Here is a 21,591-nt window from a genome sequence, read left to right on the forward strand (position 1 = left end):
TTTTTTACGCTTCATGCGCCCGGCGCGGGAATAAACTCGACGCAGCAACGGTATGGTCATCGAGCGCGCACGTTGCCGGTCTGTCCGGGCGCCGTGCGCGGAACGGGCGCGGTTTCGGCCGCCGGGACCAGGGAGGCCATGTGGGGCAAGCCGGACAGGCGGTCGAAGAACGGGTGGCAGACGACGCGGTCGCGCGCGGCGAGCGGTTTCGCGCGCTCGTGCTGCCGCATCTCGACGCCGCGTACAACCTCGCACGCTGGCTGAGCGGTAACGCCGGCGATGCGGACGACGTCGTCCAGGACGCGTGCATGCGCGCACTGCGCTTCGTCGATTCGTGTCGCGGCGACAACGCGCGGCCGTGGCTGCTGACGATCGTGCGCCACACCTGGTACACGGAGTGGCGGCGCCGCACGCATGCGCACGAGGTCGCGCTGCCCGACACGCTGGACGACACCGACGTGCCCGACGACTGGCAGCCTGCCACCGAGGACCCGCTCGCGCACCTGTTGCGCGGCGAGAACGTGCGGCTCGTGAACGCGGCGCTCGCGAAGCTGCCGCCCGAATACCGCGAGGTGCTGGTGCTGCGCGAGATGGAGGACCTGAGCTACCGCGAGATCGCGGCGATCGCGGACGTGCCGGTCGGCACGGTGATGTCGCGGCTCGCACGCGGCCGGCGCAAGCTCGCCGCGCTGCTGGGCGGCCCGCCGGCACCGGCGGCCGAAGGCAGGCCGGGCCGTACGCCGGCAGGCGGAACCGCATCGGAGGCTATCGATGGACTGTAACGAAGCGCGAGCGTTGCTGGACGCGGACGTCGACCGCGAGCTGTCGGCGCCCGACGCGTTGCGGGTCCAGCAGCATGTCGAAGGGTGCGACGTGTGTCGCCAGGAGCGCGAACGGATCGTCACGCTGGTGCAGGCCGTGCGTCAGGCCGACTATCACCGTGCGCCGGATGCGTTGCGGGCGAGCATTCTTGCGAGCCTGCCTGCCGCGGCCGACGTGCCTGCCCGCGAGCAGGCGCGGGCCGAGCCGCAATCCGGATCCCGATCGCAGCCGCAGCGGCGGCCGCGCGGGCGTAACGGGTTGTCCTGGCTGCCGGGGCTTGGCGGGGCGGCACGCCCGGCCACGGCCGGCACCGGGCCGCGCGTCGCGGCATTGCCCGGCCTCGGCTGGGGTGTCGCGCTGCTGGTGGCGCTTGCCGCGGCGGGCGGGATGGTGGTGTCCGCGCGCCACGCCGACACCGACCGCACGGTCGACGAACTCGTGTCGAGCCACGTGCGTGCCGACCTGTCGGCGCGCGACATCGACGTGATCTCGACCGACCGGCACACGGTCAAGCCGTGGTTCAACGGCCGGCTCGACTATGCGCCGCCGGTCGAGGATCTCGCGGCGAACGGCTTCGCGCTGGTCGGCGGCCGGCTCGACTACGTCGGGCGCCGCCGTGTCGCGGTGCTGGTCTACCGTTACCGGCAGCACGTGATCGACGTCTATGTGCGGCCGGCCGGGGAAGGGCCGGGGGCGCCGTACTCGACCGTGTCGCAGGGTTATGCGCTCGACCGCTGGGATGCGGCCGGGATGACGTGGTGGGCCGTGACCGACGCCGAGCCGTCGGCACTTGCGGCGTTCAGGACCGCGCTCGACGCGCGGCTGGCCGGCACGCGCAGCGAGTGACGTCGCGACGGCGGGCTGCGGGCCCGCCGCACGCTTGCGCTCCGACCCTGACCGGGGAAAAGGCCGAAGAACGGCCCGGCCGCCCGGCCGCGCCCCTTCAAGTCTTTGAAAACATGGCCGAATCCGCACGCCGATCGTCGATTGGTCTTGCATGCGCCCCGTATCCGGGTTAGAATCTTCGGCTTCTCACTTGCCACACCGGTTCAGACGCCCGGGTGGCTTTAATCCACAAGGAGTGTGTAATGCGTCATTACGAAATCGTATTCATCGTGCACCCCGATCAGAGCGAGCAAGTGCCCGCGATGATCGAGCGTTACAAGACCACGATCACGTCGCACGGCGGTCAGATCCACCGTGTCGAAGACTGGGGCCGTCGCCAACTGGCCTACATGATCGAGAAACTCGCGAAGGCTCACTACGTCTGCATGAACATCGAGTGCGACCAGACGACGCTCGACGAACTCGAACACGCGTTCAAGTTCAACGACGCCGTGCTGCGCCACCTCATCGTCAAGATGAAGAAGGCCGAAACCGGCCCGTCGCCGATGATGAAGGAAGTTCAGCGCGAAGAAGCCAAGAAGGCGGCTGCAGCTCAGCCGACCGAAGCGCAGGCTTAAGTTCGTCATTCATTAAGCCATCAAGGAGCGCGCCACTCACGTGAACAGGTTGCAATTGACGGCGAGCGTCGTCGAACGCGCACCGGTGCGATATACGCCGGCAGGTGTTCCGATCGCAAGCGCCACATTGCATCACCGCACGGAAGTCGTCGAAGCAGGCATTCCCCGTCAGGTCGAAATGACGATCGAGGCGGTGGCGGCCGGTGAGGCGAGCGGCAGGCTGGAAAGCCGTGAAATGGGCGTCGAAACGCTGTTCACGGGCTTCCTGGCAAAGAAAAGCCGCAACGCGAGAACCTTGGTGTTTCACATCACAGCATTGCAGGACATTGGAAAGGACTGAAATCATGCCCCGCCCGACTGGTAAGAAATTCGACAAGCGTCGTCAGCAACAAAACCCGCTCTTCAAGCGCAAGAAGTTCTGCCGTTTCACGGCCGCAGGCGTCGAGCAGATCGACTACAAGGACACGGAAACGCTGAAGGACTTCATCGGCGAAAACGGCAAGATCACGCCGGCGCGTCTGACGGGTACGAAGGCGCACTATCAGCGTCAGCTCGACACGGCAATCAAGCGTGCGCGTTTCCTCGCGCTGCTGCCGTACACCGATCAGCACAAGGCGTAACTCGGCGACGCCATAAGGAGAATTCGAATGCAAATCATTCTGTTGGAAAAAGTCGCCAATCTGGGCAACCTCGGCGACATCGTCAAGGTCAAGGACGGTTACGCTCGCAACTTCCTGATCCCGAACCGCAAGGCTCGCCGTGCAACGAAGGAAGCGATCGCCGAATTCGAAGTGCGCCGCGCTGAACTCGAAAAGATCGCCGCTGAAAAGCTGGCAGCATCGCAGGCAGTCGGCGAGAAGCTGAACGGCCAGTCGTTCGAAATCACGCAGAAGTCGGGCGTTGACGGCCGTCTGTTCGGCTCGGTCACGAACGGCGACGTCGCGGAACTGCTGAAGAAGGCAGGTTTCGAAGTCGAGAAGCTGCAAGTTCGCATGCCGGAAGGCCCGCTGAAGATGATCGGCGAGCACAACGTCCAGGTCGCGCTGCACACGGACGTCGTCGTCGACGTCACGATCAACGTGATCGGCGACCACGCGTAAGCGTATGCAAGCTTTCCGGGCGGCTTCCGTCGTCCGGACAAGGGCAGGCGCCCGGGCAACCGGGGCCTGCCTTTTTTATTGCCCGATCGCCGGAGCGGTAGCGCTGCTGCGATCTATTCGCGATAATCCCAACCCATGAACGCGCCGCAAGATCCCCAAATCGAATCGCTGAAAGTCCCGCCGCATTCGGTCGAAGCCGAACAGTCGGTGCTCGGCGGCCTGTTGCTCGACAACGCGGCATGGGACCGGATTGCCGACTTCCTGTCTCAGGGCGATTTCTACCGCTACGATCACCGGATCATCTACGAGCACATTGGCCGGCTGATCGCGTCGACGCGCCCGGCCGACGTCGTGACCGTGTACGAAGCGCTGACCACGTCCGGCAAGGCCGACGACGTCGGCGGCCTCGCGTACCTGAACGCCCTCGCGCAGAACACGCCGAGTGCCGCGAACATCCGCCGTTATGCGGAAATCGTGCGCGATCGTGCGGTGCTGCGCCGGCTCGTGTCGGTTGCCGACGAAATCTCGGCCGATGCGTTCAACCCGCAGGGCAAGGAAGTCCGTCAGCTGCTCGACGAGGCCGAATCGAAGGTGTTCTCGATCGCCGAAGAGGGCGCGCGCGGCAACCAGGGCTTCCTCGAGATCGGCCCGCTGCTCACGCAGGTCGTCGAGCGCATCGATACGCTGTACCACACCGCGAACCCCAGCGACGTCACGGGCACGCCGACGGGCTTCGTCGACCTCGACCGGATGACCTCCGGGATGCACGGCGGCGAACTGATCATCGTCGCGGGACGACCGTCGATGGGTAAGACCGCGTTCTCGATGAACATCGGCGAATACGTCGCGGTCGAGTACGGGCTGCCGGTCGCGGTGTTCTCGATGGAAATGCCGGGCACCCAGCTCGTGATGCGTATGCTCGGCTCGATCGGCCGGCTCGACCAGCACCGGATGCGTACCGGGCGCCTGACGGACGAGGATTGGCCGAAGCTGACGCACGCGGTGCAGAAGATGAGCGAGGCGCAGCTCTTCATCGACGAGACGGGCGGCCTGAACCCGATGGAATTGCGCTCGCGCGCGCGGCGCCTGGCGCGCCAGTGCGGCAAGCTCGGCCTGATCATCGTCGACTACCTGCAGCTGATGTCGGGTTCGTCGCAGGGCGAGAACCGCGCGACCGAAATCTCGGAAATCTCGCGATCGCTGAAGAGTCTCGCGAAGGAACTCGACGTGCCGGTGATCGCGCTGTCGCAGTTGAACCGTGGCCTCGAACAGCGCCCGAACAAGCGTCCGGTGATGTCCGATTTGCGCGAATCGGGCGCAATCGAACAGGATGCGGACGTGATCCTGTTCATTTACCGCGACGAAGTTTACAACCCGGACAGCCCCGACAAGGGCACGGCCGAGATCATCATCGGCAAGCAGCGTAACGGCCCGATCGGCCCCGTTCGGCTCACGTTCCTGGGGCAATACACGAAGTTCGACAACTTTGCGGGAGCGCAGACGTTCTACGGCGAGTAACGCCGATTGTAAAGTCCTAAATCGCCAAACGTTGTATCCAATCCCGGTGCGCGCATGTGCGCGCGTCGCGGCGCGACCGAAAACGGTACAATGTCGCCCGTTTTCGTGACAGTAGTTTGACAATCTCTCAGGAATCCCATGTTCGGTCGATTCATGCCCACCGAGGGCAAGTTCTTTGAACTCTTCAACGCGCACGCGAAGCACATCGTTTCCGGTGGCCGCGAGCTCGAACTGCTGATCGACAATCTCGCCGACGCCGAGATTCACAAGCAAAACGTGCAAATTGCCGAGAAGGCTGCTGACAAGCTCACGCACGAGGCGATCGATCTGCTGCACAAGACTTTCATCACGCCGCTCGATCGCGACGAGATCCACAAGCTGATCACAACGATGGACGACATCCTCGACCTGATGGAAGACGTCGCGACCGCCGTGTCGCTGTACGACGTGCAGTCCGTCACGTCCGAGGCGAGCCAGCTCGCGCACATCGTCACGCAGTCCGCCCAGCACGTGCAGCAGGCGGTCGGGTTGCTGTCCGACATGAAGCAGTCCGCGCAGATCCTCAAGCAGTGCGAGGAGATCGACCGCTGGGAATCGGAGGCCGATCGCGTGCTGCGCGCGGCGATGTCGAAGCTGTTCCGCGAGGAAGACGACGTGAAGACGCTCATCAAGCTGAAGGCGATCTACGAGCTGCTCGAAGAGATCACCGACAAGTGCGAGGACGTCGCGAACATCATCGAAGGCATCGTGCTGGAAAACGCCTGAGCGGACCACGATGCATTCGATACAACTCGCCCTCTGGATGGTCGCGACGCTCGTTCTCGTCGCGCTCGTATTCGACTTCATGAACGGCTTTCACGACGCGGCGAACTCGATCGCCACCGTCGTGTCGACCGGGGTGCTGAAGCCCCAGCAGGCCGTCGTGTTCGCGGCCGCGTTCAACGTGATCGCGTATTTCATCTTCCACCTTAAAGTCGCGCAGACCGTCGGCAAAGGCACGATCGACCCCGAGATCGTCGACCACTACGTCATATTCGGCGCGCTGGTCGGTGCGATCGGCTGGAACGTGATCACCTGGTACTACGGGATTCCGTCGAGCTCGTCGCACGCACTGATCGGCGGCCTCGTCGGCGCCGCGCTCGCGAAGTCGGGCTGGGGCTCGCTGAACATCGACGGGCTGCTGAAGACGGTTGCGTTCATCTTCATTTCGCCGCTGCTCGGTTTCATCCTCGGTTCGCTGTTCATGCTCGGCGTGTCGTGGCTGTACTTCCGTACCGCGCCCAGCAAGGTCGATCGGCGCTTCCGCCGGCTGCAGCTGCTGTCGGCCGGCTTGTACAGCCTCGGCCACGGCGGCAACGACGCACAGAAGACGATCGGCATCATCTGGATGCTGCTGATCGCGAGCGGCTACGCATCGGCCACCGCCGATGCGCCGCCCGCGTGGGTGATCGGCGCGTGCTACCTGTCGATGGGCCTCGGCACGCTGTTCGGCGGCTGGCGCATCGTGCGCACGATGGGCCAGAAGATCACGAAGCTCAAGCCGGTCGGCGGTTTCTGCGCGGAAAGCGGCGGGGCGATCACGCTGTTCATCGCGTCGTTCCTCGGCATTCCCGTATCGACCACGCATACGATCACCGGCGCGATCGTCGGTGTCGGTGCGACACAGAAGCTGTCGGCCGTGCGCTGGGGTGTCGCCGGCAACATCGTGTGGGCGTGGGTGCTGACGCTGCCCGCAGCCGCGCTGTTCGCGGCCGGCGGATGGTGGCTCGGCCATCAGATCTTCTGATCGCCAGCACTGTCGAACGGACATGAAGTGCGCCGCAAGCCGAAAGGCTGCGGCGCATTTTCTATTGGGGCGGCGGAAGGGGGCGACGAGGTGGAGGGCGGCGGATGCCGCCAACCTCGCTGCGGTCGAAGGTCGAGCGACCGGTCAGTAACTGCCGTTCGCGAACCGCGCGATCGGATCGTCTGCCGTACTCGCGCGCGGACTGACGGGCGCGGATTGCGTCGACGCACGCCACACCTGCACGGGCTCGATGCTGCGTGGAGGCATCGACGCGGTGGCGGGCGGCGGTTCGGCATCGAAGGCGGCGGCCTGGGCGGCCGTCAGCGCAGTCGTCGGAATCTGCGTGCCGACTTCCGTCGTGGCGGCGGGTGCGGCATTGGCCGTCGTCGCGGTCACCTCGTCATTCATCGACGTGGCCTGCTGCTGGGCCGCCTGCATCCGCGAGGGCGGCGGTTCGTACGGATCGGCGGCCGATGCTGCCGGTGCAACTGCGGCCGTCGTCACGACCGGCGTGGTCGGGGCGGGCGCCTGCACCTGCGCCGCTCTCGCTTGCGACGACGCAGTCGCGGGTTGCCGCGGCGCGGTGGCAGCCGTCACGACCACCGGAGCAGCCGCGACCGCCGGCGAATTGCGCGGCTCGTCGCGCTTGGCCTCGTAGGTCGGCGCATCGAACGGCGCAGGTGCCCCGCGCGGCGGCGCGACGCGGCGAATGCCGTCGAAACGCTTGGCCCAGTACGGGTTCGTCAGGTAGTCGAGCCGCACGGTGCCGCCCGTCGACGGTGCGTTGACGAAGCGCAGCTTGCCGACGTAGATGCCGACGTGCGAATGCGGCCGTCCGGTCGTGTTGAAGAAGATCAGGTCGCCCGGCGCGATCTGGTCGGGCTCGACCGATACGCCGCGGCCGCTCATGTCGGCGGTCGTGCGCGGCAGGTTCACGTCGGCTGCGCGGCCGATCACGTAGCGCACGAGCCCGCTGCAGTCGAAGCCGCTCGTCGGCGTGTTGCCGCCCCAGCGATACGGGACGCCGACGAGGCTCATCGCCTGGATCGAAATTTCTTCCTGGCCGACGCTGTGATCGACGAACTTCGGGAAATTGGCGGGAGCGGGGAATGCGCGCGGCGTCGTGATCCTCATGCCCGACGCGGGGCGCGATGCCGACTGCGGCGGCACGCTGGAGCAGGCCGCAAGCAGTGAAACGACAGCAACGGGAACCCAGATTCGAAGCATGGCAAGGCGGGCGAGCGCGGGACGCTCGCGAATCGTATGACAACAGACAGACCCGATGGTAGACGTTCCGGCGGGACTTAATCAACCGTTCCTGAGAATTTACTTGAAGTTTCGCGCGTAAGTGCGGCTGTTGCGTAACGATGCATGACCAACGTTTCAGACCCCAAAAATAAAAACGGCGCTCCGGGAACGGAGCGCCGCGATGCGTCGACGGCCGGCCGACGGGCCGGCCTGTCGCGTTACAGGATGTCCGACGCGTAGTCGGCGAGTCGCGAGCGTTCGCCGCGCGCGAGCGTCACGTGGCCGCTGTGGCCCCAGCCCTTGAAGCGGTCGACGACATACGTGAGCCCCGAGCTGCCTTCGGTCAGGTAAGGCGTGTCGATCTGCGCGATGTTGCCGAGGCACACGATCTTCGTGCCCGGGCCCGCACGCGTGACGAGCGTCTTCATCTGCTTCGGCGTCAGGTTCTGCGCCTCGTCGATGATCAGGTACTTGTCGACGAACGTGCGGCCGCGCATGAAGTTCATGCTCTTCACCTTCAGGCGCGAACGGATCAGTTCCTGCGTCGCGGCACGCCCCCATTCGCCGGCGGCGTCGTCGGTCTTCTGCAGCACTTCGAGGTTGTCGTCGAATGCACCCATCCACGGCTGCATCTTCTCTTCCTCGGTGCCGGGCAGGAAACCGATGTCCTCGCCGACGGGCACGGTCGCGCGCGTCACGATGATCTCGTTGTAGCGCTTGTCGTCGAGCACCTGCGCGAGGCCGGCCGCGAGCGCGACGAGCGTCTTGCCGGTACCGGCCTGGCCGAGCAGCGTGACGAAGTCGATCTCCGGGTTCATCAGCAGGTTCAGCGCGAAATTCTGCTCGCGATTGCGCGCGGTGATGCCCCACACGTTGTTCTTGTGGTGGCTGTAGTCGCGCAGCGTCTGCAGCAGCGCCGTCTTGCCGTTCAGTTCGCGGACGATCGCATGGAAAGTTGGCTCGCCGTTCTGCGGCTCGAGATAGACGAACTCGTTGACGAGCATCGACGCGACGAGCGGGCCCGTCACGCGGTAGTACGTGGTGCCCGTCTTCGTGTCCTGCCAGCTCTCCATGCCCTTCGCATGCTTGGTCCAGAAATCCTGCGGCAGCTCACGCACGCCGTTGTACAGGAGATCCGAATCCTCGAGCACCTGGTCGTTGAAGTAGTCTTCAGCGGGCAGGCCGAGCGCATGCGCCTTGATCCGCATGTTGATGTCTTTCGACACCAGCACGACCTGGCGGTCCGGCCGGTCGCGCTGCAGCGCGCGCACGACGCCGAGGATCTGGTTGTCGGCCTTGCCTTCGGGCAAGCCTTCGACGGGCGCGATGTCGGTGAGCTTCGTCTGGAAGTACAGGCGGCCGACCGCCTCGCGGCTGCCGAGGCGCGACAGCGGAATGCCGGCCGTGATCGGGCCCGCGTCGGCGACCAGCGCGTCGAGCGTGCGGCTGACCTGGCGTGCGTTGCGCGCGACTTCGGACATCCCCTTCTTGTGGTTGTCGAGTTCCTCGAGCGTCATCATCGGCAGATAGACGTCGTGTTCCTCGAAGCGGAAGAGGCTGCTCGGGTCGTGCATCAGCACGTTGGTGTCGAGCACGAACAGTTTCTGCTGTTCGGCTTCGGCGGCCTTGCGGCTGCGCGATTTCGTCGCGGCGCCCGTGTCGCGCGCGGGAGCCGCGGCCGGTTTGCCGGCGGCCGGCTTGTCGTTGCGCGCGACGACCGGCGCCGCGGGTTCGGCGGGTGCCGGCATCGGCTGCAACAGTGCGGCCGTCTGTCTGGTCTTGCGACCGCGTGCGGGTGCGCTCGCGGTTTCCTGCGCCGAAGACGCGACGGCGCGCAGTGGCGCGGCCGTGTTCGCGGCTTCGATCATCGGTTGGGCCACGCTCGCCGGACCGTAGTCACCGGCTGTGGATGCGTCCCCTTCGGCGGATTTCTTCGCGGCTTTCGCGGGCCGCGCTTTCGCCTTGTATTCGTCGGGCGGCAGCAGGCTGCCGAGCTTGCTGGGGGGAGTAGGCAAAGGCATGGTGTCCCTCGGGAGGAATCGTGTCGCATGGCGTGCGCCGCTGATCGCATCCTGCGTGACGTAGATGCATGCAGTTTGCGCGCGGTGGCGCACAGGAATTTCGTCTAGCCGGTTCGCCTAAGTGTCGATCAGCTCCTCGATGCGGTAAAGGCCGGACCGGGGAGGGCCGGCGCGCGTTCCATAAAAAAAGCCGCTGCCCCGTCGACAGGGACATGCGGCTCGGCTGATGCCGTCGTGATGCGCGTCAGGTGCCGTGAAGCATTGCAACAGGCACCGGCGCAGCTACGAGAAATATGGGGCGAACTGGCATTCATTGCGGCCCAATATAACGCGCCTCAAAGCGCTTGTACAGCACTTAGCACGTCGTCCACATGACCCGGTACCTTGATCCCGCGCCATGCCTGGCGAAGCACGCCGTCGGCGTCGATCAGGAACGTCGAGCGCTCGATTCCGCGCACTTCCTTCCCATACATTTTCTTCATCTTGATGACATCGAACAGCGCGCACAGCGCTTCGTCGGCATCGGAAATCAGCGGGAACGGCAGTTCGAGCTTTGCCTTGAAATTGTCATGCGAGCGCAGGCTGTCGCGCGACACGCCGATGACTTCCGCACCGGCTTTCTTGAACTTCGGATAGAGATCGCGGAACTGCAGCCCTTCGGTCGTGCAGCCCGGCGTGTTGTCCTTCGGATAGAAGTACAGCACGAGTTTCTTGCCCTTCAGGCCGGACAGCGAAATGTCGCCGCCCGTGGCCGGTGCGGTGAAATCGGGAACTTGACGGTCAACTTCGACGGACACGTGTTTCTCCTGTTGTTATGGAAAGGCGCCGCTGCGGCGGCGCGGTTCGGCGGGGCGTCGCGGCAGCGCGCCGCATGGGCGGCGCGGGCGACGCCGGCGCGCGCGAACTCAGTCGGGCTGGACGATCAGTTCGCCGGAGCGGCCGGGAATTTCGCCCCACGTGACAGGGTACGATGGCAACGAGTCGCGGTCCAGCGTCGCGTGGTAGTCGCCCATCGTCGCAAACGTGTGGCCTTGCGCGCGCCAGCCGGCGAGCAGTTGCTCGAACACGGGCGCGAGCTTCTGGCCTTCCAGTTCCGCATGCAGCGTGAACACCTGGTCGTGCGGATTGGTTTCGGTGAACTTGAGGATGTGCGCGGCGACGTTGTGCGTGTCGACGCCGTCGATGCCGAGCACTTCGTCGAGCGTCGGCAGTGTGGTCGGCATCTGCACGTGCGACAGCGTGCGGCCGTCGACGACGGGGAGGTACGGCGAATGGCCGCGGCCGTCGGATGCGTAGCGCATCCCCCATGCGTCGATCTGCTCGAACGCGGAATCGTTCATCTGCCAGCCGGCCGCGCCGTGCGTGACGGGCGGCGCGCCGAAGATCTCGATGAAGCGCGCGTGACTCTTCTGCATTTCACGCGCGGTCCAGTCGCGATCGCGCGCACGGACGTTGTCCTGCCAGTACACGTGATCCCACGTGTGGATCCCGCATTCGAAGCCGGCCTCGTGAATCGCGCGCATGTCGGCGATCGCGCGGCGGCCGATGTCGGGGCCCGGCAGCAGCACGCCGTACATCAGCTGCTTCACGCCGTAGTGTTCGACCACCGACGTGCGCGACACCTTCTTCAGGAAGCCGGGGCGGAACACGCGCCGCAGCGCCCAGCCCGTGTGATCGGGCCCGAGGCTGAAGAGGAAGGTCGCGCGCGCACTGAAGCGGTCGAAGATGCGCGCGAGGTTCGGCACGCCTTCGCGCGTGCCGCGCAGCGTGTCGACGTCGATCTTGAGGACGATGCGAGCCAAGCGAACGTCCCGCTCAGCCTTGCTGCTCGACGAGCGCGCGCGCGTCGGCGACGTGGCCGCGATACGCTTCGAAGATGTTGCGCAGCGCGTCGTCGAACGTCGCCTGCGGTGCCCAGCCGAGCTCCTGCATCGTGTTGTCGATCTTCGGCACGCGGTTCTGCACGTCCTGGTAGCCGTTGCCGTAGTACGCGCCGGACGTCGTCTCGACGAGCTTCACCTGCTTGGCCGAATCGGCGTACTCGGGGAATTCCGCCGCCAGTTCGAGCATCTTGTGCGCGAGTTCGCGAACCGAGAAGTTGTTCTTCGGATTCCCGATGTTGTAGATCTTGCCCGACGCGACGCCGTCCTTGTTCTCGATGATCTTCATCAGCGCGCTGATGCCGTCGCCGATGTCGGTGAACGCGCGCTTCTGCGAGCCGCCGTCGACGAGGCTGATGTTCTCGCCGCGCACGATGTGGCCGAGGAACTGCGTGACGACGCGCGAGCTGCCTTCCTTCGGCGTGTAGATCGAGTCGAGGCCCGGGCCGATCCAGTTGAACGGACGGAACAGCGTGAAGTTCAGGCCTTCCATCCCGTAGCCCCAGATCACGCGGTCCATCAGCTGCTTCGAGCACGCGTAGATCCAGCGCGGCTTGTTGATCGGGCCGTAGGTGAGGGCCGATGCATCCGGGTCGAACTGCTCGTCCGAGCACATGCCGTAGACCTCGGAGGTCGACGGGAACACGAGGTGCTTGCCGTACTTGACGGCCGAACGCACGATCGGCAGGTTCGCCTCGAAGTCGAGTTCGAACACGCGCAGCGGCTGCTGGACGTAGGTGGCGGGCGTCGCGATCGCGACGAGCGGCAGGATCACGTCGCACTTCTTCACGTGATACTCGACCCACTCCTTGTTGATCGTGATGTCGCCTTCGAAGAAATGCATCCGCTCGTGGTTGACGAGGTCGCCCAGCCGATCGGTCTGCATGTCCATGCCGAACACTTCCCAATCGGTGGTTTCAAGAATGCGCTTCGACAGGTGATGGCCGATGAAGCCGTTCACACCCAGGATCAGGACTTTTTTTGCTTTCATGAATGACGGGAAGAATGAATGAACTGCGCGAATTCCGCGGGCGTCACGACGGTTTCGCTGCCGTCGCGCTGCTGCCACAGCTCGAGAATGGATAGGGCGCGGCTGTCGCCGCAGACGCCGAATAGCGCATTATCGCTTACGTGCAGGCCGGGCGGCAAATCTGCCGCGGCGGCCGCTGCCGCGCTGCCGGGCGCCGCGAGGCGCGCGCGCGCGATCACGAAACGCGTGCCGTCGACGTCCGTGAACGCGCCCGGATACGGGGGCGCGACCGCGCGCACCAGGTTGTAGACCTGCGCGGCCGGCTTCGACCAGTCGACGCGGCCGTCCTCGGGCTTGCGCCCGCCGTAGTAGCTGCCGGTCGCGAGGTCGTTCGGCAGGTGCGGCGCCTCGCCCGCGAGCAGCGCGGGCAGTACGCGCCAGAGCGTCTGCTCGGCGGCCACCGTGACCTTGTCGAACACCTGCGTGGCCGTGTCGTCCGGCAGGATCGGCACCGCGGTCTGGGCGATGATCGCGCCCGCGTCGGGCTTCGCGGCCATCTCGTGCAGCGTCGCGCCGGTTTCGGTCTCGCCGTTCAGCACGGCCCAGTTGGTCGGTACCCGACCCCGGTATTTCGGCAGCAGCGAACCGTGCATGTTGTACGCGCCGCGCGGCGCGATCGCGAGCAGGTCCACCGGCAGCATGTGACGGTAGTAGAACGAGAAGATGAAATCGGGCCGTGCGTCGGACACCGCGCGGCGCAGCGCCGGATCGGCGGGATCGGCCGGCGTGACGACCGGGATCCCGTGCTCGGCGGCGACCGATGCGACGCTGCCGAACCAGATGTTCTCGTTCGGGTTGTCCTCGTGCGTGACGACGAGTGCGACGTCGACGCCGCGCGCGAGCAGCACCTGCAGGCAGCGCACGCCGACGTTGTGATACGCGAAGACGACTGCGCGCGGTTTCATTGCCCGGCTCCCGTGCGGTTCGTGCCGGCCGGCACCGGCGGCACGCCGTCGTGCTGCTCGAGCACGGCCTGGATCAGGTAGCGCGGCCGCGCGCGCACCTGCTGGTAGATGCGGCCGACGTACTCGCCGAGCAGGCCGAGCGCGAAGATGATCACGCCGAGCAGGAAGAACGTGATCGCGAACAGCGTGAACACGCCTTGCACTTCCGCGCCGACGATGAAGCGTCGCACGAGCAGCAGCACGAACAGCGCGGCGGAGCCGAGCGACAGGATCACGCCGATGAACGACAGCCACTGCAGCGGCACGACCGAGAAGCCCGTCACGAGGTCGAAGTTCAGGCGGATCAGGCTGTACAGCGAGTACTTCGATTCGCCGGCAAAGCGCTCCTCGTGCGCGACCTCGATCTCGGTCGGCTTCTGCGCGAACGTATAGGCGAGCGCGGGGATGAACGTGTTGACTTCGCCGCACACGTTGATCGTATCGATGATGCGACGGCTGTACGCGCGCAGCATGCAGCCCTGGTCGGTCATCTTGATGCGCGTGATGCGCTCGCGCAGCCGGTTCATCATCTGCGACGCCTTGCGCCGCCACAGGCTGTCCTGGCGCTGCTTGCGGATCGAGCCGACGTAGTCGTAGCCCTCGCGCATCTTCGCGATCAGCTTGCCGATTTCCTCGGGCGGGTTCTGCAGGTCGGCGTCGAGCGTGATGACGATCTCGCCGCGCGATTGCGCGAAGCCGGCGAGGATCGCCATGTGCTGGCCGTAGTTGCCGTTGAGCAGCACGATGCGCGTCGTGTCGGGACGTACGTGGAACTGATCGGCGAGCATTGCGGCCGAGCGGTCGCGGCTGCCGTCGTTGATCAGGATCACTTCGTATGACGTGTCGAGTGCGTCGAGCGCCGGATACAGCCGCGCGAACAGCGCGGCGAGGCCGTCTTCCTCGTTGTACACGGGGATGATGACCGATACTTCGGGACGGCCTGCGTCCAGGTGCCCGGCGCCCGGATGCCCGGCGCGTGCTTCAAGGTGACTCATGTACGCTTAATTTCCGTATTGTTCGCAAATCTGGTTGATGGCGTCGACCACGCGACGCACATCGCCTTCCGTCATCTGCGTGAAGAGCGGCAGCGTGACGGTCGACGCGCCGTACCGTTCGGCGTGGGGGAACATGCCCTCCTTGAAGCCGCGCGCACGGTACAGCGTGAAAAGATGGATCGCCGGGTAGTGGATGCCCGTGCCGATGCCGCGTTCCTTCATCTGCGCCATGAACTCGGCGCGGGTGATCGTCAGCCGCTCGAGCGGCAGCGTGATCAGGAACATGTGCCAGTTGCCGTTCTCGAATTCGGCGACCGGCAGGCCGACGCCGAGCTTCACGGCCGCGCTGCCGTCGAACGCGTCGAAATACGCACGGGCGAGCGCGCGGCGCTGCGCGGTGAAGCGTTCGAGGTGCGGCAGCTGGCCCAGGCCGACACGCGCGGCGACGTCGGTCAGGTTGTACTTGCCGCCGAGCACGTCGCAGTCCATCCCGTCGAAGCCCGTGCGCGTGATGCCCTGCAGCCGGTACTTCTGCGCGAGCGTCGCTTCTTCCTCGTTGTTCAGCACGAGCGCGCCGCCTTCGATCGTCGTGAGGTTCTTGTTCGCGTGGAAGCTGAACGACACGATGTCGCCGATCGCACCGATGCGCTTGCCGTTCCACGTCGAGCCGAACGCCTGCGCGGCGTCCTCGATCACGCGCAGCTTGTGCGCGCGCGCGATCGCGTACAGGCGATCCATGTCGACCGGCAGGCCGGACAGGAACACGGGGATGATCGCCTTCGTGCGCGGCGTGATCGCCTGCTCGAGCTTGTCGAGGTCGATGTTGCGCGTGACGGGATCGATGTCGGCGAACACGGGCGTCGCGCCCGTCTCGAGGATCACGTTGCTGGTCGAGACCCACGACGCCGGCGTCGTGATCACCTCGTCGCCGGGGCCGACACCCGCGATGCGCAGGCCGATCTCGAGCGTGCAGGTACCCGAGTTGAACGCGCGGACCGGACGGCCGCCGCAGTATTCGGACAGCGCCGCTTCGAATTTCTGGCTTTGCGGGCCGGTGGTGATCCAGCCCGAACGCAGCACTTCGACGACGCCCTGGATGGTTTCCTCATCGATCTCGGGGCGGGTGAACGGCAGAAACGGAGCGGTAGTCTGGCTCATGTACGCTTTGGCCTGTAATGGCGTGTAATAAAAGGGTCGGGCGATCCCGGCCGAAACCGGCATTAAACACCGGTTGGCGGAAACGCACCGTGATTTTTTGTAGGCGGACGCTTAACGCGGCGGAGCGTGCTCAGCTTCGCGCGAGCACCAGCACGCCGATCAGGATGATGCCGATGCCGACGAGCCGCTGGACCGACAGCACCTCGCCGAACAGGTACCAGGCCGCGAACGCGTTGACGACGTAGCCGAGCGACAGCATCGGGTACGCGATCGACACGTCGACCCGCGACAGCCCGAGGATCCAGACCACGACGCTCAGCACGTAGCAGCCGAGGCCGCCGATGATCGGCAGCTGGGTGGCGATCTTCAGCCCGACCGGGATGATGTTCGCACGGCTGAACTCGAAGTGCCCGACGGCGTTGACGCCGGCCTTCAGCAGCAGTTGCGCAACGGCGTTGAGCATCACGCCGGTGACGATGCAGACGAGCGAAACGGGATTCATGCGATGGGCGTCCTTACGATTGCGGTTTCTCGACGATCACGCGACGGTTGTCGCGCGCAATCACGCGCATCGGCACGCCTTGCTTGACCAGGGCGTCGTACTGGCCGGGCGGCATGATCGCGAGCGCATGGGTTTCCTGCTTCCAGCGCGTGATCCATTCGTCGACGGTCGGAATCCACTTGTTGGGCTCCATCGAGATGCCGAACGCGAGCTCGTCCTGGCGCTGGACCATGATCGTCGTATGGCCCATGTAGAACGGGAACGTGTGATCGAGCATCTCGATCGAGTAGAACGGCGTGTCGGGCGGCAGTTTCGCCAGTTCGGCGCGCACCGTCGGCGCGAGCAGCGCGCCCGAGCTGTAGCGGCCGAACTCGTCGTGCCCGGTGCCGCCGATCGTGCCGAAGGCGAGCCACGCGGCGCCGAACGCGGCAAGCGCGGCGGCGACGCCCGTGCGGCGGTTCAGCCAGGCGGCCGCGAGCGTCAGCGCGGCGGCGACCGCGAGGCCCGCGTACAGCCACATCTGGAACGCGCGGTACAGCGCGTTCGGCGTGCGGGCATCGCCCTGGTACGCGAGGAAGATGATCCCGAACGCTGCGGCGACGAAGAACACGAGGTAGCCGAGCAGGTGGCGGCGGAACCGGTCGGCGGTCATCAGCGGCAGGTACGCGCCGATGATCAGCGCGAGCGCCGGCGCGACCGGCAGCACGTACGAGATCAGCTTCGAATGCGACGCGCTGAAGAACAGGAAGATGAATGCGCTCCAGATCAGCAGCACGAGCATCGGCGAGAAGCCGTTCGGCTGGCGCGGCATCCGCAGCGCATGGCGGATGCTCTGCCACGCAACCGACAGCCACGGCAGGAAGCCGACCAGCAGCACGGGCACGAAGTAGTAGAGCGGGCCCGGACGGTTCTGTTCCGGGGTCAGGTACCGGCGGAACTGCTGGACGATGAAGAAGAAGTTGAAGAACTCGGGGTTGCGCTGCTGGACGAGCACGAACCACGGCGTGACGATCGCGAAGAAGATCACGAGGCCGCTCACCAGGTACAGGCGCTTCCAGAGCGCCCAGTCACGCGCGATCAACGTATAGAGCACGAGCACGGCGCCGGGCAGGATCAGGCCGACGAGGCCCTTCGACAGCACCGCGAACGCCATCGCGGCCCAGCACGCCCACATCCAGCCGCGTGCCGCGGCCGGGCGCAGCCCGGGCCGTTGCGCGAGCAGCAGCGAGCACAGCGACAGTGCCATCCAGAACGCAAGGCCCATGTCGAGCGCGTTGAAGTGGCCCATCAGGTTCCAGTACGGCGACGCCGCGAGCACGACGGCGGCGAGGAAACCCGACAGCGGATTGAACAGGCGCGCGCCCGTGAAGCCGACCAGCAGCACGCCGGCGAAGCTCGCGACGGCCGTGTAGAGGCGCGCCTGCCATTCGCCGATGCCGAACCACGCGAACGTGAGCGCGTTCAGCCAGGTCTGCAGCGGCGGCTTCTCGAAGTACTTGTAGCCGTTGTAGCGCGGCGTGATCCAGTCGCCGGTGACGAACATCTCGCGCGCCATTTCCGCGTAGCGGCCTTCGTCGCTCGGGATCAGGTGGCGCAGCCCGAGCGGCGCGAACCAGACGATCGCGAGCGCGACGACGAGGAGGACGAGCGTGATGCGGTTGAGCGGTAGCCTCGACGGCGTATCGTTCATGGATTTTCAGCCTGTTGGTTGTTGTGACGGGCCGCCGGCGGGTTGCGCCGGGGGCGGGCGGCCTGGCTGGGCCGATCCGGGGATCGACCCGCTGCGCCGGCCCGAGTTTTACCGCATCGCGGATTAACGTTCAATTAAGAGCGCGGCGGCGACTTTGCGGCCTTCGGCCATCAGGATGTTGTAGGTGCGGCAGGCCGCCTGGAAATCCATCGTCTCGACGCCGATCCGCTTGGCCGTGAGCGCCGCGACGAGCCGCGGGTGCGGGAAGCGCAGCCGTGCGCCGCTGCCGAAGATCACGAGTTCGGGGGTCGGTTCGAGCAGCATCGCGAAATGCTCGGGCGCGAGCGCGTCGAATGACGACACGGGCCACGTCTGGACCGGCGCGCCGGGCAGCACGATGACGCTCGTTTCATGGCGTTCGAGATTGACGTCGACATAATCGGGGCCGTAGCCGGTGACGGTGTTGAGCGCGCCGCTCGCGTCCTGGTGCAGTTTCAAGTCGGTATTCCGCGGTTCCGAAGGGGAATGTGTTGCAGGGCCACAGGGGGCCCGGAAGGCCGGTTTCGCTTGCCCGGGCACGCGGGACGCCTGACGGCGTGGGCCCGGCGCGGCTATGGTGCATTGCGAAAGTCGGCCAAAATCCGCTAAATTATAACTTTTTGGTCGCCCCCGGGCGCCACTTGCGTCGCGCGTCGCCACAAGCCGCGCCCGACCGCCCGCTTTTCCCCAGTCTAGACAGCGCGCACAGACCGGCCGCTTTCCAGTTTTGATCCCGTCCCCCCGGCCGCAAGGCCAACCCAGGAACCGTGTCGTCGTGAAACCGATTCAGAAGTCGAACAAGCTGCTCAACGTCTGCTACGACATCCGTGGCCCGGTGCTCGAGCACGCGAAGCGCCTCGAGGAAGAAGGCCACCGCATCATCAAGCTGAACATCGGCAACCTCGCGCCGTTCGGTTTCGATGCGCCGGACGAGATCATCCAGGACATGATCCGCAACCTGCCGACGTCGTCCGGCTATTCGGATTCGAAGGGCGTGTTCTCGGCGCGCAAGGCCGTGATGCACTACACGCAGGAAAAGGGCGTCGTGGGCGTCGGCCTCGACGACATCTACATCGGCAACGGCGCGTCCGAGCTGATCGTGATGGCGACCCAGGCGCTCCTGAACGACGGCGACGAAGTGCTGCTGCCCGCGCCCGACTACCCGCTGTGGACGGCGGCGGTCAGCCTGTCGGGCGGCACGCCGGTGCATTACATCTGCGACGAGCAGAACGCGTGGATGCCCGATCTCGACGACATCCGCCGCAAGATCACGCCGAACACGAAGGCGATCGTCGTGATCAACCCGAACAACCCGACGGGCGCGCTTTATTCGGACGAATTGCTGCTCGAACTGCTCGAGATCGCGCGCCAGCACGGGCTGATCGTGTTCGCCGACGAGGTGTACGACAAGATCGTCTACGACGGCCTCGAGCACACGGCGCTGGGTTCGCTGTCGGAGGACGTGATCACCGTCACGTTCAACAGCCTGTCGAAGAGCTATCGCTCGTGCGGCTACCGCGCGGGCTGGATGGCCGTGTCGGGCCTCGGCGGCGACAACCGCCGGCGCGCGAAGGATTACCTCGAGGGGCTCGGCATCCTGTCGTCGATGCGCCTGTGCGCGAACGTGCCCGGGCAGTTCGCGATCCAGACGGCGCTCGGCGGCTACCAGAGCATCAACGAGCTGATCGTGCCGAGCGGGCGCCTGTACAAGCAGCGCGAACTCGCGTACGACATGCTCACGTCGATCCCGGGCGTGACCTGCGTGAAGCCGCAGGCCGCGCTGTACATGTTCCCGCGCCTCGACCCGAAGCTTTATCCGATCCAGAACGACCAGCAGTTCATTCTCGACCTGTTGCTCGAGGAGCGCGTACTGCTCGTGCAGGGCACGGGCTTCAACTGGACGACGCCGGACCACTTCCGCGTGGTCTTCCTGCCGAACCTCGACGACCTGACCGATTCGATCAACCGGATCGCACGCTTCCTCGACGGCTACCGCAAGCGCCATTCGGCCTGAGCGGCAGGGCCACACGGTACTCACTACTTCTTACTCATCGATCACACGCAGCATGGAACCGATCAAAGTTGGCCTGTTGGGCTTCGGCACGGTGGGCAGCGGCACCTTCACGGTGCTGGGCCGCAACCAGGAAGAAATCAAGCGACGCGCGGGGCGCGGCATCGAGGTGACGCGCATTGCGGTGCGCAACCCGGCCAAGGCGCTGGCTGCGCTCGGCGGCGATGCCGGCGCCGCGCAGATCACCGACGATTTCAACGCGGTCGTCGATGATCCGTCGATCGCGATCGTCGCCGAGATGATCGGCGGCACGGGCATCGCGCGCGACCTCGTGCTGCGCGCGATCGCGAACGGCAAGCATGTCGTGACGGCCAACAAGGCGCTGCTCGCGGTGCACGGCACCGAGATCTTCGAGGCCGCGCGCGCGAAGGGCGTGATGGTCGCGTTCGAGGCGGCCGTCGCCGGCGGCATCCCGATCATCAAGGCGCTGCGCGAAGGCCTGACCGCGAACCGCATCCAGTACATCGCGGGCATCATCAACGGCACGACCAACTACATCCTGTCGGAAATGCGCGATCGCGGGCTCGACTTCGCGACCGCGCTGAAGGCCGCGCAGGAGCTCGGCTACGCGGAAGCCGATCCGACCTTCGACATCGAAGGCGTCGACGCCGCGCACAAGGCGACGATCATGAGCGCGATCGCGTTCGGCGTGCCGGTGCAGTTCGACCGCGCATACGTCGAAGGCATCAGCAAGCTCGACGCGACCGACATCCGCTACGCGGAAGAGCTCGGCTACCGGATCAAGCTGCTCGGCATCGCGCGCCGCGCCGCAAACGGCATCGAGCTGCGCGTGCACCCGACGCTGATTCCGGAAAAGCGCCTGCTCGCGAACGTCGAGGGCGCGATGAACGCGGTCGTCGTGCACGGCGACGCGGTCGGCACGACGCTGTATTACGGCAAGGGCGCGGGCGCGGAGCCGACCGCGTCGGCCGTGGTCGCGGATCTCGTCGACGTCACGCGCCTGCACACGGCGGACCCGGAGCATCGCGTGCCGCATCTCGCGTTCCAGCCGGACAGCCTGTCGAACACGCCGATCCTGCCGATCGAGGAAGTGACGAGCGGCTACTACCTGCGCCTGCGCGTCGCCGACCAGACGGGCGTGCTGGCCGACATCACGCGCATCCTCGCCGCGTCGGGCATCTCGATCGACGCGCTGCTGCAGAAGGAATCGGAGCAGATCGACGGCGCGAACGGCGAGACCGACATCATCCTGATCACGCACGAGACGGTCGAGAAGAACGTCAACGCGGCGATCGCGCAGATCGAGAGCCTCTCGACGGTGGTCTCGAAGGTAACGAAGCTGCGCATGGAAGCGCTGAACTGA

The 21,591-nt window shown here is 65.8% G+C and carries 22 protein-coding genes and 1 pseudogene; 12 read left to right on the forward strand and 11 right to left on the reverse strand.

Features of this window, described 5'->3' with window-relative positions; genetic code table 11:
- Positions 1 to 140: 140 nt before the first annotated feature.
- The 9 genes from DPV79_RS07655 (at position 141) to DPV79_RS07695 (ending at position 6,689) form a co-directional block, all read left to right on the forward strand.
- The gene (locus DPV79_RS07655; RefSeq protein ID WP_059587858.1) at positions 141 to 782 is read left to right on the forward strand and encodes an RNA polymerase sigma factor; all 642 of its coding nucleotides are present in this window, start codon (positions 141 to 143) and stop codon (positions 780 to 782) included.
- Positions 772 to 1,668, forward strand: coding sequence for an anti-sigma factor family protein (locus DPV79_RS07660; protein ID WP_059687390.1), 897 nt, complete (start codon positions 772 to 774; stop codon positions 1,666 to 1,668). Before DPV79_RS07655 ends, DPV79_RS07660 begins: the two co-directional genes overlap by 11 nt.
- Before the next feature lie 242 nt (positions 1,669 to 1,910).
- On the forward strand, positions 1,911 to 2,285 hold the full coding sequence (gene rpsF, locus DPV79_RS07665) for a 30S ribosomal protein S6 (protein ID WP_006402295.1): 375 nt from the start codon (positions 1,911 to 1,913) through the stop codon (positions 2,283 to 2,285).
- Positions 2,286 to 2,325: 40 nt separating this feature from the next.
- The gene (gene priB, locus DPV79_RS07670; protein WP_011657069.1) at positions 2,326 to 2,625 is read left to right on the forward strand and encodes a primosomal replication protein N; all 300 of its coding nucleotides are present in this window, start codon (positions 2,326 to 2,328) and stop codon (positions 2,623 to 2,625) included.
- Between the two features lie 4 nt (positions 2,626 to 2,629).
- Positions 2,630 to 2,905 (forward strand): 30S ribosomal protein S18, encoded by a 276-nt coding sequence (gene rpsR / locus DPV79_RS07675; protein ID WP_006486248.1) that lies wholly within the window; start codon positions 2,630 to 2,632, stop codon positions 2,903 to 2,905.
- A 27-nt stretch (positions 2,906 to 2,932) separates the two neighbouring features.
- The gene (gene rplI, locus DPV79_RS07680) at positions 2,933 to 3,385 is read left to right on the forward strand and encodes a 50S ribosomal protein L9 (RefSeq protein ID WP_021156519.1); all 453 of its coding nucleotides are present in this window, start codon (positions 2,933 to 2,935) and stop codon (positions 3,383 to 3,385) included.
- A gap of 135 nt (positions 3,386 to 3,520) precedes the next feature.
- Complete coding sequence (locus tag DPV79_RS07685; protein WP_006486249.1) at positions 3,521 to 4,903, forward strand: replicative DNA helicase; 1,383 nt, start codon at positions 3,521 to 3,523, stop codon at positions 4,901 to 4,903.
- Positions 4,904 to 5,041: 138 nt separating this feature from the next.
- Positions 5,042 to 5,668, forward strand: a complete 627-nt coding sequence (locus tag DPV79_RS07690) for a DUF47 domain-containing protein (RefSeq protein ID WP_006478627.1) — start codon at positions 5,042 to 5,044, stop codon at positions 5,666 to 5,668.
- Between the two features lie 10 nt (positions 5,669 to 5,678).
- Complete coding sequence (locus DPV79_RS07695; protein ID WP_021156518.1) at positions 5,679 to 6,689, forward strand: inorganic phosphate transporter; 1,011 nt, start codon at positions 5,679 to 5,681, stop codon at positions 6,687 to 6,689.
- 144 nt (positions 6,690 to 6,833) lie between these two features.
- Here the strand turns inward: DPV79_RS07695 and DPV79_RS07700 are convergent, their stop codons facing one another.
- Together DPV79_RS07700 and DPV79_RS07705 are read right to left on the reverse strand one after the other, a co-directional pair.
- Complete coding sequence (locus DPV79_RS07700) at positions 6,834 to 7,916, reverse strand: C40 family peptidase (RefSeq protein ID WP_113045118.1); 1,083 nt, start codon at positions 7,914 to 7,916, stop codon at positions 6,834 to 6,836.
- A 239-nt stretch (positions 7,917 to 8,155) separates the two neighbouring features.
- A complete protein-coding gene (locus DPV79_RS07705; RefSeq protein WP_042972757.1) occupies positions 8,156 to 9,958 on the reverse strand; it encodes a PhoH family protein in 1,803 nt (600 codons plus the stop codon).
- Here DPV79_RS07705 and DPV79_RS43750 point away from each other — a divergent pair.
- A pseudogene (locus DPV79_RS43750) lies at positions 9,854 to 10,095 on the forward strand (hypothetical protein); the annotation flags it as partial. The gene DPV79_RS07705 and the pseudogene DPV79_RS43750 overlap by 105 nt on opposite strands.
- Before the next feature lie 198 nt (positions 10,096 to 10,293).
- On the opposite strand, the gene DPV79_RS07715 reads toward DPV79_RS43750, so the two are convergent.
- The 9 genes from DPV79_RS07715 to DPV79_RS07755 all read right to left on the reverse strand — a co-directional run bounded on the left by DPV79_RS07715 (position 10,294) and on the right by DPV79_RS07755 (position 18,655).
- Positions 10,294 to 10,755 (reverse strand): peroxiredoxin, encoded by a 462-nt coding sequence (locus DPV79_RS07715; protein WP_011657063.1) that lies wholly within the window; start codon positions 10,753 to 10,755, stop codon positions 10,294 to 10,296.
- Positions 10,756 to 10,863: 108 nt separating this feature from the next.
- On the reverse strand, positions 10,864 to 11,760 hold the full coding sequence (locus DPV79_RS07720) for a polysaccharide deacetylase family protein (RefSeq protein ID WP_021156515.1): 897 nt from the start codon (positions 11,758 to 11,760) through the stop codon (positions 10,864 to 10,866).
- A 13-nt stretch (positions 11,761 to 11,773) separates the two neighbouring features.
- Positions 11,774 to 12,829 (reverse strand): bifunctional UDP-4-keto-pentose/UDP-xylose synthase, encoded by a 1,056-nt coding sequence (locus tag DPV79_RS07725; RefSeq protein ID WP_006482864.1) that lies wholly within the window; start codon positions 12,827 to 12,829, stop codon positions 11,774 to 11,776.
- Complete coding sequence (locus DPV79_RS07730; protein ID WP_091920893.1) at positions 12,826 to 13,773, reverse strand: formyltransferase; 948 nt, start codon at positions 13,771 to 13,773, stop codon at positions 12,826 to 12,828. The genes DPV79_RS07725 and DPV79_RS07730 overlap by 4 nt, the downstream gene beginning before the upstream one ends.
- The gene (locus DPV79_RS07735) at positions 13,770 to 14,807 is read right to left on the reverse strand and encodes a glycosyltransferase (RefSeq protein ID WP_027787198.1); all 1,038 of its coding nucleotides are present in this window, start codon (positions 14,805 to 14,807) and stop codon (positions 13,770 to 13,772) included. The genes DPV79_RS07730 and DPV79_RS07735 overlap by 4 nt, the downstream gene beginning before the upstream one ends.
- Positions 14,808 to 14,813: 6 nt before the next feature.
- Positions 14,814 to 15,965: a DegT/DnrJ/EryC1/StrS family aminotransferase gene (locus tag DPV79_RS07740; RefSeq protein WP_060067653.1), complete on the reverse strand. Its 1,152-nt coding sequence runs from the start codon at positions 15,963 to 15,965 to the stop codon at positions 14,814 to 14,816.
- A 130-nt stretch (positions 15,966 to 16,095) separates the two neighbouring features.
- On the reverse strand, positions 16,096 to 16,467 hold the full coding sequence (locus tag DPV79_RS07745) for an EamA family transporter (protein WP_027787200.1): 372 nt from the start codon (positions 16,465 to 16,467) through the stop codon (positions 16,096 to 16,098).
- Positions 16,468 to 16,480: 13 nt separating this feature from the next.
- Positions 16,481 to 18,157: a glycosyltransferase family 39 protein gene (locus DPV79_RS07750; RefSeq protein WP_048021053.1), complete on the reverse strand. Its 1,677-nt coding sequence runs from the start codon at positions 18,155 to 18,157 to the stop codon at positions 16,481 to 16,483.
- Between the two features lie 123 nt (positions 18,158 to 18,280).
- Positions 18,281 to 18,655: an Mth938-like domain-containing protein gene (locus DPV79_RS07755; RefSeq protein WP_021156508.1), complete on the reverse strand. Its 375-nt coding sequence runs from the start codon at positions 18,653 to 18,655 to the stop codon at positions 18,281 to 18,283.
- A 316-nt stretch (positions 18,656 to 18,971) separates the two neighbouring features.
- Between DPV79_RS07755 and DPV79_RS07760 the strand changes: the two genes are divergently transcribed.
- A complete protein-coding gene (locus DPV79_RS07760; RefSeq protein WP_021156506.1) occupies positions 18,972 to 20,210 on the forward strand; it encodes a pyridoxal phosphate-dependent aminotransferase in 1,239 nt (412 codons plus the stop codon).
- Positions 20,211 to 20,262: 52 nt separating this feature from the next.
- On the forward strand, positions 20,263 to 21,591 hold the full coding sequence (locus DPV79_RS07765; protein WP_021156505.1) for a homoserine dehydrogenase: 1,329 nt from the start codon (positions 20,263 to 20,265) through the stop codon (positions 21,589 to 21,591).

Origin of the sequence: Burkholderia reimsis, from assembly GCF_003294055.1 — a bacterium.
Classification (GTDB): domain Bacteria; phylum Pseudomonadota; class Gammaproteobacteria; order Burkholderiales; family Burkholderiaceae; genus Burkholderia; species Burkholderia cepacia.

Bases quoted from the DNA above. Each gene is read 5' to 3' on its own strand.
- DPV79_RS07660 (WP_059687390.1), top strand. From the start codon at position 772: ATGGACTGTAACGAAGCGCGAGCGTTGCTGGACGCGGACGTCGACCGC.
- rpsF (WP_006402295.1), top strand. From the start codon at position 1,911: ATGCGTCATTACGAAATCGTATTCATCGTGCACCCCGATCAGAGCGAG.
- rpsR (WP_006486248.1), top strand. From the start codon at position 2,630: ATGCCCCGCCCGACTGGTAAGAAATTCGACAAGCGTCGTCAGCAACAA.
- rplI (WP_021156519.1), top strand. From the start codon at position 2,933: ATGCAAATCATTCTGTTGGAAAAAGTCGCCAATCTGGGCAACCTCGGC.
- DPV79_RS07685 (WP_006486249.1), top strand. From the start codon at position 3,521: ATGAACGCGCCGCAAGATCCCCAAATCGAATCGCTGAAAGTCCCGCCG.
- DPV79_RS07690 (WP_006478627.1), top strand. From the start codon at position 5,042: ATGTTCGGTCGATTCATGCCCACCGAGGGCAAGTTCTTTGAACTCTTC.
- DPV79_RS07695 (WP_021156518.1), top strand. From the start codon at position 5,679: ATGCATTCGATACAACTCGCCCTCTGGATGGTCGCGACGCTCGTTCTC.
- DPV79_RS07700 (WP_113045118.1), bottom strand. From the start codon at position 7,916: ATGCTTCGAATCTGGGTTCCCGTTGCTGTCGTTTCACTGCTTGCGGCC.
- DPV79_RS07705 (WP_042972757.1), bottom strand. From the start codon at position 9,958: ATGCCTTTGCCTACTCCCCCCAGCAAGCTCGGCAGCCTGCTGCCGCCC.
- DPV79_RS07725 (WP_006482864.1), bottom strand. From the start codon at position 12,829: ATGAAAGCAAAAAAAGTCCTGATCCTGGGTGTGAACGGCTTCATCGGC.
- DPV79_RS07730 (WP_091920893.1), bottom strand. From the start codon at position 13,773: ATGAAACCGCGCGCAGTCGTCTTCGCGTATCACAACGTCGGCGTGCGC.
- DPV79_RS07735 (WP_027787198.1), bottom strand. From the start codon at position 14,807: ATGAGTCACCTTGAAGCACGCGCCGGGCATCCGGGCGCCGGGCACCTG.
- DPV79_RS07740 (WP_060067653.1), bottom strand. From the start codon at position 15,965: ATGAGCCAGACTACCGCTCCGTTTCTGCCGTTCACCCGCCCCGAGATC.
- DPV79_RS07745 (WP_027787200.1), bottom strand. From the start codon at position 16,467: ATGAATCCCGTTTCGCTCGTCTGCATCGTCACCGGCGTGATGCTCAAC.
- DPV79_RS07750 (WP_048021053.1), bottom strand. From the start codon at position 18,157: ATGAACGATACGCCGTCGAGGCTACCGCTCAACCGCATCACGCTCGTC.
- DPV79_RS07765 (WP_021156505.1), top strand. From the start codon at position 20,263: ATGGAACCGATCAAAGTTGGCCTGTTGGGCTTCGGCACGGTGGGCAGC.